The organism is Mycobacterium sp. NGS11 (genome assembly GCF_059813315.1).
Map to the genome: position 1 here is coordinate 1 of NZ_JCALEJ010000046.1, position 12,368 is coordinate 12,368.

13 protein-coding genes and 2 pseudogenes are annotated in these 12,368 nt (G+C 58.1%); 13 read left to right on the forward strand and 2 right to left on the reverse strand.

Annotated elements, in window-relative coordinates; all coding sequences use genetic code 11:
- Positions 1–140 precede the first annotated feature (140 nt).
- Positions 141–467: a transposase gene (locus AC5Y4T_RS25640; RefSeq protein ID WP_072501182.1), complete on the forward strand. Its 327-nt coding sequence runs from the start codon at positions 141–143 to the stop codon at positions 465–467.
- A gap of 283 nt (positions 468–750) precedes the next feature.
- On the opposite strand, the pseudogene AC5Y4T_RS25645 reads toward AC5Y4T_RS25640, so the two are convergent.
- Positions 751–951 (reverse strand): annotated as a pseudogene (locus AC5Y4T_RS25645) (IS256 family transposase); the annotation flags it as partial.
- 151 nt (positions 952–1,102) lie between these two features.
- On the opposite strand from AC5Y4T_RS25645, the gene AC5Y4T_RS25650 reads away from it, so the two are divergent.
- The 11 genes from AC5Y4T_RS25650 to AC5Y4T_RS25700 all read left to right on the forward strand — a co-directional run bounded on the left by AC5Y4T_RS25650 (position 1,103) and on the right by AC5Y4T_RS25700 (position 11,616).
- Positions 1,103–1,375, forward strand: coding sequence for a metal-dependent hydrolase (locus AC5Y4T_RS25650; protein ID WP_499956092.1), 273 nt, complete (start codon positions 1,103–1,105; stop codon positions 1,373–1,375).
- Positions 1,272–1,526, forward strand: a complete 255-nt coding sequence (locus tag AC5Y4T_RS25655) for a metal-dependent hydrolase (RefSeq protein WP_499956097.1) — start codon at positions 1,272–1,274, stop codon at positions 1,524–1,526. The genes AC5Y4T_RS25650 and AC5Y4T_RS25655 overlap by 104 nt, the downstream gene beginning before the upstream one ends.
- A complete protein-coding gene (locus tag AC5Y4T_RS25660) occupies positions 1,523–1,924 on the forward strand; it encodes a hypothetical protein (RefSeq protein WP_142305298.1) in 402 nt (133 codons plus the stop codon). Before AC5Y4T_RS25655 ends, AC5Y4T_RS25660 begins: the two co-directional genes overlap by 4 nt.
- Before the next feature lie 77 nt (positions 1,925–2,001).
- Positions 2,002–2,715 (forward strand): MlaE family ABC transporter permease, encoded by a 714-nt coding sequence (locus AC5Y4T_RS25665; protein ID WP_173662743.1) that lies wholly within the window; start codon positions 2,002–2,004, stop codon positions 2,713–2,715.
- Between the two features lie 2 nt (positions 2,716–2,717).
- Positions 2,718–3,587: an MlaE family ABC transporter permease gene (locus AC5Y4T_RS25670; RefSeq protein WP_069953648.1), complete on the forward strand. Its 870-nt coding sequence runs from the start codon at positions 2,718–2,720 to the stop codon at positions 3,585–3,587.
- 6 nt (positions 3,588–3,593) lie between these two features.
- Entirely contained in the window at positions 3,594–4,811 is a 1,218-nt protein-coding gene (locus AC5Y4T_RS25675; RefSeq protein ID WP_072501184.1) for an MCE family protein, read from the forward strand.
- On the forward strand, positions 4,808–5,851 hold the full coding sequence (locus tag AC5Y4T_RS25680; protein ID WP_069953649.1) for an MCE family protein: 1,044 nt from the start codon (positions 4,808–4,810) through the stop codon (positions 5,849–5,851). Before AC5Y4T_RS25675 ends, AC5Y4T_RS25680 begins: the two co-directional genes overlap by 4 nt.
- A complete protein-coding gene (locus tag AC5Y4T_RS25685) occupies positions 5,848–7,413 on the forward strand; it encodes a virulence factor Mce family protein (RefSeq protein WP_072501485.1) in 1,566 nt (521 codons plus the stop codon). Before AC5Y4T_RS25680 ends, AC5Y4T_RS25685 begins: the two co-directional genes overlap by 4 nt.
- Positions 7,410–8,924: a virulence factor Mce family protein gene (locus AC5Y4T_RS25690; RefSeq protein ID WP_072501185.1), complete on the forward strand. Its 1,515-nt coding sequence runs from the start codon at positions 7,410–7,412 to the stop codon at positions 8,922–8,924. The genes AC5Y4T_RS25685 and AC5Y4T_RS25690 overlap by 4 nt, the downstream gene beginning before the upstream one ends.
- Positions 8,925–8,926: 2 nt before the next feature.
- A complete protein-coding gene (locus tag AC5Y4T_RS25695) occupies positions 8,927–10,054 on the forward strand; it encodes a virulence factor Mce family protein (protein WP_072501186.1) in 1,128 nt (375 codons plus the stop codon).
- A gap of 5 nt (positions 10,055–10,059) precedes the next feature.
- The gene (locus tag AC5Y4T_RS25700) at positions 10,060–11,616 is read left to right on the forward strand and encodes an MCE family protein (protein WP_072501187.1); all 1,557 of its coding nucleotides are present in this window, start codon (positions 10,060–10,062) and stop codon (positions 11,614–11,616) included.
- Between the two features lies 1 nt (position 11,617).
- Here the strand turns inward: AC5Y4T_RS25700 and AC5Y4T_RS25705 are convergent.
- Positions 11,618–11,852, reverse strand: a pseudogene (locus AC5Y4T_RS25705) (IS3 family transposase); the annotation flags it as partial.
- 76 nt (positions 11,853–11,928) lie between these two features.
- Here AC5Y4T_RS25705 and AC5Y4T_RS25710 point away from each other — a divergent pair.
- Positions 11,929–12,276, forward strand: a complete 348-nt coding sequence (locus tag AC5Y4T_RS25710; protein WP_142305297.1) for a hypothetical protein — start codon at positions 11,929–11,931, stop codon at positions 12,274–12,276.
- The last annotated feature ends 92 nt before the right edge of the window (positions 12,277–12,368 follow it).

Genomic DNA, 12,368 nt, shown 5'->3' on the forward strand with positions numbered 1-12,368 from the left:
TGCAGGCCGGGACTGTGTGAAGAACGGTTGATCTGATCTTGGTCTGACATGCCGAGGTTGAGCTTGGCGGGAAGGGCTGACGATGTCAGAAACACTCGATCCCGTGGCGATGGAACGGGATAACGGCAGCTTGCCGAGCGTTGGCGCAGGCGAAGGACCATGGCGTCGAACTGGTCGGGCCCAACGGACTGCTCAACCAGTTGACCAAAAGCGTGCTTGAGACGGCGCTGGCAGCGGAGATGGCCGAGCACCTGGGCTATGACAAGCACGACCCGGCCGGGCGGGGCAGTGGCAACTCTCGCAACGGCACGAGGGCCAAGACGATGCTCACCGAGAGTCGCCCCCGTCGAGATCGAGGTGCCCCGCGATACCAACAGCTCGTTCGAGCGCAGATCGTCAAGGAGCGTCAGCGTCGCTTGACGGGCATCGATGAGATCGTATTATCACTGACCGCAAATAGGGATTGACGACCTGGCCGTCGGGGTCACCTGTGCCGGGGAACGTGACATTCTGGGGTTGTGGGCCGGCGACGGCGGGGGGATACGGGAACGAGCACAGGTTCGTTTCGCTCGATTGGCGCTGCTGCCTGAGGTTTTCCACCGTTAATCGTCTCGGCGAGCGCATTGTCAAGGGAACTTCCGACCGCCCCGACCGAGGGCTGGATACCTCTTCCTTGCAGGTTCCTTGCAGGACAGGCACTTTCGCTTATTGACACACCACCACACACAACATCTCGCGAAAAATCCGGGCTAAGGCTGGCCCGAAATCCCCGCTGGACGCCCATGCAGGTACATCAACGGCAACACCTCGGCCACCTGCGGCGACTTACGCGCCCACGCCGACAAGATCGTCGACGAGAACCGCTGCCGCTCCACGGTATCGGGATCAATATGTTTGTCGTTGACCCGCGGTGCCTTCACCTTGAAGGCCCGCCGCGGTCAGCACGTCGCGGGGCTAGCGTTGCGCACCCTGTCACTCCGCAGTAATGTGACGCCCAATGCCCTGTACTGGCGGTATCTGAAACTAAAGGTTTGGGGAAAAGACAGCCCGTCATGGTCGACGGCGCATAGACAAGGGGCAGCGACCACTGCAAGTGCGGCAAGTGTGGGGTCTCGGTATCCGAGGACGCGGCGGATACGTTTCCCTGTTGGGGGAGGGCAGCAAGTATTTCTTCGATGACGACATCACCTTCAGCCAACTGTGGGCGAACTTGTCGAGGTCGTTCCCGCCGGGGGAGGAGTTGTTCATTCGGTCGGTGCACCGGTTTGCCGATGAGATCACCGATCCTGGGTCGAAGAAGCGGATGGCCGGGTTTACTCAGTCAGCAATCGGTGCATGGCCAGCAGCATCGGGCGCTCAACGACAAGTTCGTTGACATGGGGTATCCGATTGGGTGGTGGGATTCAGAAAAGTTTGTTGATTGGGTGAAACGCATCGAGAAGGTGCTGCCGGCCCGGATCCCGCTGGCGGTGACAGCAGCCGCGGAACACTTACCACGCGTTGCCCACCCGTGGATGACCCCATGACGGCGGCCAGGGTCATTCTCGTCGAAGACGTCCTGGATCACTCCTTTTCCAGCGTTGGGGGCTGTTGGCGTGTTTTCGCAGATGCAATTTCAGGTCGGCAAAAGGTTGTGCTGAGAGGCCGTTCCAATGGTTTGAGTTCATCGTCCAAAGGCACGGTTTTGATGCAGATGTCGATTCTGCCAACCATTGCAGCTTCTCTGTCCCTGGCGGTGCCAAACATCTCCACGCTCAACGTGTTGTTGTGCAAGGTCGGCACAACGGATATCCCTGGCGCGCGCGCCGGGTTGTGCGCTGCTACCCAGCTTGGTCTGCCGGTCCCGGTTTCGGCGGTCGCGCTGTGCATTGGTCGGCTGTTGCAGTGCGACGCACGTGGTCCTGTTGTCGAGGGGCATCGGTGACAGCATCCAACGGTTGGTCGGTATACCTTCGTGAACAACTGCGGAAACCGCTGGGGCAGGTGGCGAGCTTCACTCAGATGTGTGTGCTAACCGGCAAGGCGCTTGCGCGTCCGTTCCAATGGCGCGAATTCATCCAACAGGGTTGGTTTCTACTCGGTGTGTCGTTCTTGCCAACCGTTATGGTCGCAATTCCGCTTACCGTGCTAATCATCTTTACGCTGAATATTTTATTGGCCGAATTTGGGGCCGCCGACGTCTCCGGCGCCGGGGCAGCGCTCGGTGCCGTCACTCAACTGGGCCCCCTTGTGACGGTGCTCGTGGTCGCTGGCGTAGGTTCTACTGCGATTTGTGCGGATTTGGGTGCTAGGACTATTCGCGAGGAGATCGATGCGATGGAGGTGTTGGGCATCGACCCGATTTATCGACTGGTAGTCCCCAGGGTGGTTGCATCGACCATTGTAGCCCTGCTGCTCAATGGCGCGGTGATCAGTATCGGGCTGGTCGGCGGGTTCTTATTCGGTGTGTATATCCAGAATGTTTCGGCCGGCGCATACGTTTCGACCCTAACCCTGATTACTGGATTGCCCGAAGTGCTGATCTCGATTGTGAAGGCCACCATATTTGGACTCATTGCCGGGCTTGTAGGTTGCTACCGCGGGTTGACAGCCGGTGGGGGAGCCAAAGGGGTGGGCACAGCAGTCAACGAAACGTTGGTTCTTGCGGTGATGGCATTATTTGCGGTCAACGTGGTGCTGACTACTATTGGTGTGCGGTTCGGAACGGGGCGTTGACAATGGCTTTCTCGACCGTCGTGCATTCACGTTTCCCACGCGCTTGGAAGCTAGGCGCTGGAGGGGTCGGCGCTCCTGGCCGTGCGCTAGACGCTTCTGGTGATGTCGCGCTATTCGTCGGCGAAGTGCTCCGTTATCTCGTGTTTACCCTAAAAAATTACCGAAAGGAAGTTTTGCGCCTGATCGCCGAGATCGGCATGGGCACTGGCGCAATGGCCGCTGTCGGCGGCACGGTGGCGATCATCGGCTTTGTGACGCTTTCGGCCGGTTCGCTGATCGCGATTCAAGGGTTCGCCTCGCTAGGCAATATCGGCGTCGAGGCATTCACCGGTTTCTTCGCCGCGCTAGCGAATGTGCGTGTGGTCGCGCCAATCGTTACTGGCACTGCTTTAGCCGCGACCGTCGGGGCCGGTGCTACAGCGCAATTGGGCGCCATGCGGATTAGCGAGGAGATTGATGCGCTCGAGGTGATGGGAATCAAATCAGTTTCGTATTTGGTATCTACCCGAGTTATTGGCGCCTTCATCGTCACTGTTCCACTCTATTCGGTCGCCGTCCTCCTCTCGTTCTTTGCCGCCCAGCTGGTTACAACCTTGTTCTACGCGCAATCAATCGGAACGTATGACCATTACTTCAATACGTTTCTGAGGGTCAACGACTTCTGGTACTCTCTTGCGGAGACGGTCGCCATCTCGGCAGTCGTGATGATGAACCACTGCTACTACGGATACAACGCCAGCGGCGGTCCGGTTGGAGTCGGCGTGGCAGTCGGCCGATCGATGCGCGCATCGCTAATCGCCATTGTAATGGTCGTGCTAATGGCTACGTTAGCGATTTACGGCGTCAACCCCAACTTCAATCTCACGGTGTAAATTATTATGGCAAACTCAAGCAAGCGACTTCGGCGACTTATTTCTGTCCGAAAGTTAGCGGGACTGGCGTTGTGGCTCATCACCGCGGTCGTGCTGGTCGTCGTCTGGGTTCAGTTCCGGGGTGGCTTTACACCCAGGATAACCTTGACAGCATTGGCTAGCCGGTCGGGTTTGGTCTTGGATCGAGGGGCAAAAGTCACTTACAACGGGGTGGAGATCGGCCGGGTGGGCAGCATCAGCGAGGTGGAGCGTGACGGAAAGCCAGCGGCCAAGCTGCTGCTGGAAATTGCGCCAAAATACGCCGGGCTGATCGCGCTGAACGTAAATGCCGAAATTACAGCCACCACGGTATTCGGCAATAAGTACGTGTCGTTGAGTTCCCCCAAACAACCTGCGGCCCGGAAGGTTACCCCGGCTGACACTATTGTGGTGAGGTCGGAAACGACAGAGTTTAACACGTTGTTCGAGACGGTCATGCAGATTTCAGAGAAGGTGGATCCGGTCAAGGTGAACTTGACGCTTTCGGCGGTGGCTGCAGCGTTAAGTGGGCAAGGCGATAAATTTGGGGCTTCGATCATCAATGGAAACACCATACTCGATGACATCAACCCGCAGATGCCTCAGATCCGCCATGATATTCAACGGTTGGCGGATTTAGCCGATATCTACGGGGATGCCTCAGCCGATCTCTGGAATGCCCTCGATAACGCAGTGACCACGGCGCGCACCTTCAACCAGCAAAAGAAGGATCTGGACGCCGCGCTCCTGGCCGCGGCGGGGGTTGGAAACACCGGTGCAGACATCATTGAACAGAGCAAATCGAGCCTGCCGCATGCGGTCACCGACCTGGTACCGGTGACCCAATTGCTTGACACCTACAGCCCGGAATTCTACTGCCTTTTCCACCATGGCGCTAATGTTCTACCGAAAGTCACGGACGGGGAGAGCGGCAACGGTTACGCAGTAAGGGTAACAGGCACAATCTTGGGGGGAACAAATGCGTACGTCTATCCTGACAACCTGCCGCGAGTAAATGCTCACGGCGGACCGGGCGGGAAGCCGGGATGCTGGAAGACCATTACCCGCGATTTATGGCCTGCTCCATACTTGGTAACGGATAGCGGTTCCAGCATCGCGCCATACACCCATTTTGGGATTCCACAACCGCAGGCCAGTGAATTCGTGTGGGGCCGCCAGTGGGGGGAGAACACGATCAACCCATGAAAACGATCAACGCTACCGCAGTTAAGTTTAGTACTGCTACGTTAGCTTTAGTTATCGTGACGGGCATCATTGTCGTGGTGTTCGCTCAATTGCGCTTCGACAAAACTTCCAGCTACACGGCTGAATTCAGTACTGCGAGCGGTTTGCGCGCTGGCCAGTTTGTCCGTGCTTCGGGGGTGGAGATCGGCAAAGTAAGGAGAGTGCAAATCTCAGAGGGCGGTCATCGGGTGCGTGTGAACTTCGCGATAGATCGTTCCGTGCCGCTCTATCAGTCGACGACCGCATCCATTCGCTATGCCGACCTACTAGGGCAGCGCTACGTAGAACTTAAACGTGGCGACGGTGAAGGGATGGATCGGGTATTGCCGCCGGGTGGATTTATCCCGCTGTCACGTACGGAGCCGGCCCTCGATTTGGACGCGCTAATCGGTGGTTTCAAGCCTGTGTTTCGCGCGCTCGATCCCGACAAAGTCAATACGATTGCAACCTCGATCGTCACCGTCTTTCAGGGCCAAGGTGGCACGATCAACGATATCTTGGATCAGACGGCGCAACTAACCGCGCAGATCGCTGGGCGTGACCAGGCAATCGGCGAAGTCATCTCAAACCTTAACGTCGTGCTAGCGACTACGGTCAAGCATCGTGAGGAATTCGACCAAACTATCAACAATGTCGATAAGCTGATTACCGGGTTGAGCAACCAAGCTGATCCGCTCGCAGCGAGTGTCGCACACATCAGTAACGTGGCAGGCACGCTGGCGGATCTTTTGTCGGACAATCGGCCACTGCTTCAGAAGACCGTTGGCTATGTGCAGAATACCCTCCAACCGCTAATTGATCGGCTCGACTACGTCGATGGGGTGTTACGGGATGCCCCACAAGCGGCGAAGCGTGTCGCTGGCATCGGAGGGCTTTATGGTGACTTTTTCAATTTCTACGCGTGTGATGTCACGCTAAAAGTAGATGGCCTACAGCCCGGCGGGCCCGTTCGTACGGTGAAGCTTTGGAATCAGCCGACGGGGAGGTGCACTCCGCAGTGAGAACACTTCAAGCGATCAATCCGTATAAAATGGGGGCGATGGGTATCATCGTTGCTGCGGTGGTGACCGGAGTGGGCCAGAGCTTCACCAGCATTCCGATGTTGTTTGCCCAAGCAACCTATTACGGAGAGTTCAAAGACACAGGCGGGCTGAACAAGGGCGATAAAGTTCGCATCGCGGGGGTTAATGTCGGCGAGGTGCAGGGGTTTACGATCGCTGGCAACCACGTAGTCATGAAGTTCTCCATCGGCTCTAATACAATCGGCTCTAAAAGCCGCCTTGCAATCCGTACCGATACCATTCTGGGTAAGAAAGTGCTCGAGATCGATCCCCAAGGCGCCCGCTTGCTCCAACCAAACGCGACACTCCCGCTTGGGCAGACCACCAGCCCGTATCAGATCTACGACGCGTTCTTCGATGTCACGAAGGCGGCTACGGGCTGGGATATCAACACAGTCAAACGCTCCCTAAATGTGTTGTCGCAGACGGTCGAGCAGACTTATCCGCATCTGAGCGCGGCGCTGGATGGTGTGGCCAAGTTTTCCGACACGCTAGGAAAACGCGATGAGCAAATCCAACGGCTGCTTGCTGACGCTAGGAAGGTAGCAAGCATACTCGGTGATCGCAGCAAGCAGATCGATCGGATTCTCGTAAACACGCAGATCATTCTGGCCGCGTTCAACGAGCGCAAGAGTGCGATCGACGGCTTGCTGGGCAATATCGCTGCCGTTTCCGCCCAGTTGAAGGGTTTGATCGATGACAACCCGGATCTGCATAAAGTTGTCGAGCAATTGCGGACAGTTACCGATCTGCTCCTCAAACACAAAAAAGATCTCGTCGAGTGGGCACCTAACGTAAGCTATTATGCGTCGGCCTTGGCGGAGTCGGTAGCATCTGGCCCCTACTTTAAGGTGGCTCTGCTCAACCTAGCACCTTATTGGATGACTCAGCCTTGGGTCGACGCGGCGTTCAAGAAACGTGGGATCGACCCTGAGCAATTTTGGCGAAGTGCTGGGCTGCCCGCTTACCAGTTCCCCGATCCCAATGGCACCCGGTTTCCCAACGGCGCACCACCGGCAGCTCCGCCGGTAAGGGAGGGCACCCCGGACCGTCCAGGGCCCGCGGTTCCGCCAGGCGCGTCGTGCGCTTACACCCCCGCAGAGGACGGTTTGCCACGGCCATGGAACCCGCTCCCCTGCATTGGTGTGGGAGCCGGACCTTTCGGTGGCCCGTCGACGATCGCGCCGTTTGACGTCCAAACGTCACCGCCCGACCCTAATGGGCTCCCACCAACACCCGGTATTCCGATTGCAGGACGACCTGACGAGCCCCCGCCGAATGTGCCAGGCACTCCGGTACCGCTTCCCATAAAAGCTCCGCCAGGCGCGCGCACCGAGAACCTGGCCCCAGCCGGCCCGACATCACCGCCGTCGACCTTCGCGCCAGGACTCCCCCCGGGACCACCATCCCCGCCGGGCCCGGGCCCACAGCTGCCGGGCCCATTCATCACCCCGGGCGGAACAGGAGGCAGCGGCGCTGCGACGGGAGGCAGCCAGAATTGAGTACTGTTTTCGATATACGCAAAATTCAACTCCCGAAATTTTCGCGAACCACAATCATCGCTGGGACCGTAGTGATACTACTGACATCTATTGCTGCGCTGGCCGCCAGGGATTTCTACCAAAAAATGACCAACAACACGGTCGTTGCGTATTTCCCGCAAGCTAACGCGCTGTATGTCGGGGACAAGGTCCAGATAATGGGTGTGCGAGTAGGCGCGATCGACAAGGTCGAGCCGTCGGGTGATAAGATGAAGGTAACTTTGCACTATGAAAAAAAATACAAAGTTCCCGCTAATGCTTCCGCGGTAATCCTGAATCCTTCTTTGGTGGCCTCACGCGTCATCCAGCTCGAACCGCCCTATGACGGCGGCCCGTCGCTAGGAAATCATGCGGTGATCCCCATCGAGCGAACACAGGTGCCGGTGGAATGGGACCAGTTGCGCAATGGTATCACGGACATTATCTCGAAGCTGGGACCTACGCCCGGGCAGCCCAAGGGACCTTTCGGCGAAGTCATCGAGTCGTTCGCGGACGGCTTGGCCGGCAAAGGCAAACAGATCAACAATACTTTGACCGAGCTCTCGCAAGCGTTGACCGCGCTAAATGACGGACGTGCCGATTTCTTTGCCGTGCTGCGCAGCATGGCCTTATTCGTCAACGCGCTATATAAAGATGATCGGAATTTCGTCGCTTTAAATAAAGACCTCGCCGTATTTACCAGTTCACTTACCAGCTCAGATCCCGGGCTTGCGAAGGCACTGCAGCAGGTAGACGATATGCTTCCAACATTCCGAAAGCTTCTAGCGGACAATCATGATGGTCTCACCCACGACATCAACACCCTCGCCGATGTGACCACCGCGCTGGTTCAACCCGAGCCGCTGAATGCGCTTGAAACCGCGCTGCATGTCTTCCCCCATTTCGCCGCCAACGCCCTCGCAATCTATGAGCCGGCGCACGGCGCGCTGACAGGTGAAATAGCCCTGCCAAACTTTGCCAACCCATTGCAGTTCATCTGCAGCGCGATGCAGGCCGGCAGCCGTATGGGATACCAAGAGTCTGCAGAACTGTGCGCACAATACTTGACGCCGGTTTTGGATGCGATCAAGTTCAATGCCCCCCCGGCTGGCATCAACCTCTACCAAACTCCTGCTGTACTGCCCAAACATATCGCCTATTCCGAGCCTCGGTTACAGCCTCCACCGGGGTTCAAGGACACCACCGTCCCCGGGATTTGGGCGCCGGACTCGCCGTTGTCACATGGTAACCACGAGCCCGGCTGGGTCGTAGCGCCCGGTGAGCAAGGCCTCACAGTGGGACCGGCTACCGAAAGCTTGCTTACCCCGGACTCGCTGGCTGAGCTGATGGGAGGCCCGGACACGACACCACCGCCAGCAAGGTTTCAGACGCCGCCGGGGCCGCCCAACGCCTATTCCAATATGGGCCCACCGCCGCCAGGCCCGCCGCCCGCCGCTGGTGCAGCATCAGTCGCGACAGGATCTGGCCAGTGAGCATGCGGGCAGGGGCGTCACGGTTCGTGGCGCTATTTGCAGCCGCTACAGTAATTACCTCGTGTGCTAGCTGGCGGGGTATCGCTAATGTGCCACTGCCTGGTGGTCCGGGAAGCGAATCCGGCTCTTATACGATTTACGTCCAGATGCCGGAAACACTGGCTTTGAACGCCAATAGTCGGGTACGTGTCGCCGACGTTTTTGTCGGCCGGGTGCGCGCAATCGCCTTAAAAAACTGGATTGCAACGTTGACTTTGGATCTAGAAAAGGGCGTCAAACTACCGAAGAACGCCACCGCGAAAATCGGTCAGACCAGCCTGCTCGGCTCACAGCATGTGGAGCTGGCGCCGCCGGCCAGCCCATCACCGCAACTATTGAAGAACGGCGACATCATCCCACTGCAGAATGCGTCTGCCTATCCCACCACCGAGCGGGTACTGGCCAGTTTCGCCGCGGTGCTGCGCGGTGGCGGCATACCTAACGTCGAAGTGATCGCAAGTGAAGTCCGTAACATGCTGACCGGGCGGGCCGATCAGATACATGATTTCCTCAAGAAGCTCGACACCTTCACCGCCCGGCTTAACGAGCAACGTGATGACATCACTCGCGCTATCGACTCCACAGACCGGCTGTTGACTTATGTAGCCAAGCAATCAGACACCTTGGACCACCTTCTCACCGAGTTTCCTCCATTGGCGAAGCATTTCGCTGAACAACGACAGCCGTTCCTCGATGCGACCAATGCGTTGGGGCGATTTAGCGATGTCCTCAATCAGACCCTGACGGCGGTGCGTCCCGACTTGGATAAAGACGTGCGCCAACTGCAGCGTCCTCTGAAACAACTCAGCCGGGCTTCAATCGATCTGGTCGAGACGCTAAAGATTGCCTTGACGCTGCCCTTCAGCGCCGACGCCATCCCAAAGGTGGTACACGGCGACTCAATGAATGTTTCGATAACCTTGGACCTCACCATGAGTGCAATCGATAATGCGCTCCTCACCGGGACCGGGTTCTCCGGTGCACTGCGTGCGCTTGAGCAATCGTGGGGCCGCGATCCGAACACTATGCTTCCCGATGTCAGGTTCGCACCCAACCCCGCCGACGAACCCCCCGAGCGTGACGAGGAGTAGGCGGCATGTTGACTAGACGTCTTCGAGTTCAGCTAACCCTGTTCACTATCGTCACGATGGTCGCCATGAGCGTTCTTGGGTGGCATTATCTGAGGTTGCCAAGCGTCGTTGGGATGGACCAGTACAGTTTGGAGGTAGATTTACCCACGTCGGGAGGGCTTTACCCCACTGCAAACGTCACCTACCGCGGAATCACCGTGGGAAAGGTAACTCGGGTAGACCCCACCGAACAAGGAGTTCGGGCCACATTGCGTATCAGCGACCAGTACAAAATCCCAATTGACTCCTCGGCGAACGTGCATTCGGTGTCGGCGGTCGGCGAACAATATATAGACCTAGTATCCGCGCAAAATCCGGCCAAGTATTTCTTGCCCGGCCAGACCATCACTAACAGCACGGTGCCTAAACCAATTGGCCCGACCCTGGATACCGTTAACCATACATTGGACGTCCTGCCCAAAGACAAGATTGCCGGACTACTCAATGAGACCGCTCAAGCGGTCGGCGGCCTGGGCCCGGCCTTGGAACGGCTGGTCGACTCGACCCAGTCGATCGTTGGGGATTTCAAAACCGACCTTAGCGACGTCAACGATATCGTCCAAAACTCAGCACCGATCCTAGACAGCCAGGCCGATTCGCGTGATCCCATCGAGCGGTGGGCGCACAACTTAAATATTCTCGACGCGCAGGCCGCGGAAAAGGACAAACAGCTCAAGAGCATCCTGGCCCAGGTTGCGCCGACCGCCGATCAGGTTAAAGCCGTGCTCGGTGACGTTCGCGGAACGTTGCCGCAGACCCTAGCAAACGTTGCGATCGTGGCCGATCTGCTCAAGCGGTACAACAAGAATGTAGAGCAATTGCTGGTCATACTTCCGCAAATCCCCGCGTTCGGTGAGACAGTGACCGCTGCTTACCCACATACGTTTTCTCTTTCGTTCCAAACGCCAATAAATATGACGCCTGCTTGCCTGACGGGGTTCTTGCCGGCACCGCAATGGCGATCCTTTGTGGACGAGGCACCGGGGCGTTTGACCACGCGATACTGCAAGATTCCGATGGAGGCACAAAATGCGGTCCGCGGCGCGCGTAATTATCCGTGTGTCGATGTTCCCGGCAAGCGGGCAGCCACGCCGCGCGAATGCCGCAGCAAAGAGCCGTATGTCCCATTGGGGACCAATCCTTGGTACGGGGATCCGAATCAGATTCTAAGCTGCCCCGCACCTGCGGCGCGCTGCGATCAGCCGGTGAAACCCGGTTTGGTCATACCGGCTCCGTCGGTCGATACCGGCATCAATCCGCTTCCTTCCGACCGGGTGACAGGGACGCCTCCTCCACGAAGCGATCCACTGCAACGGCCAGGTTCTGGGAGCGTGCAGTGCAACGGCCAGCAACCGAACCCGTGCGTTTACGTTCCTAGCGGTGCTGCAGCCATCTACAGTCCGCAAAGCGGCGAGTTCCTAGGGCCCGATGGTGTCAAATACAGCATCGAAGACTCGGCCAAAATAGGAGACGACGGTTGGAAGGAGATGTTAGGGCCTCAACCTCGGTCAAATCAGCGGTGAACTCGAAATGGAAGCCCACCGCCCCTACCCGGTTGGCATCGGCGACCAAGTTCGGAGCGGTGGAGCTGTCGCGGCGTTTGCGTCTTCGCCGCTGGCGGTACCCGCAGTCCTTCTTCACGCCAAAGCCGCTGAATCTTCTTGCGGTTCACAGTCCAGCCCTCCAGCACGGGCATAATGGCAGGTGGGCCGGAATCCCGGCGGGATAATCCTTGGGCGACTTGGCGCAGCCACGCCCGTGGCCAATGGACAATCAGCGTGCCGGATAACGGGGGGTTGGCCCGATCAAATCTGCAATATCACCGTCGGCGGCCGGTGCCCGATCGCGAGATTCGCCGACTGATTGTGGCCGACACGATCAGCGACATCCATCCGCGATCCCGTGGCACGTACGCGGGAGCCACCCCGCCCGCGACGGCAAGGTCTTACTGGATCGCAGTTCGCCTCATGGAGCTTCGGGGAGAACGTGCGACGCTGGGACTGCTCGCCTCCTCGGCACCGTCGGAGACTACTGCCTGCGACACCTTCTGGGCCCGCATCAGGTCGAGCTGCTCAACACCCACCGCTTGGGCGACCGCCATGGAACTGGTCGGCGCGATGGCCGACTACATCGACAACTTCTACAACGTGGAAGCGACGCCACAGCTATCCGGCAGAGTATGAGGCGCTCCTGGATATCCACCAATTTCGGCTCCCAACTCGCATGACCACGGCTCCAACGGCAACCCGACGGGGACAACATCAACATGGACCAT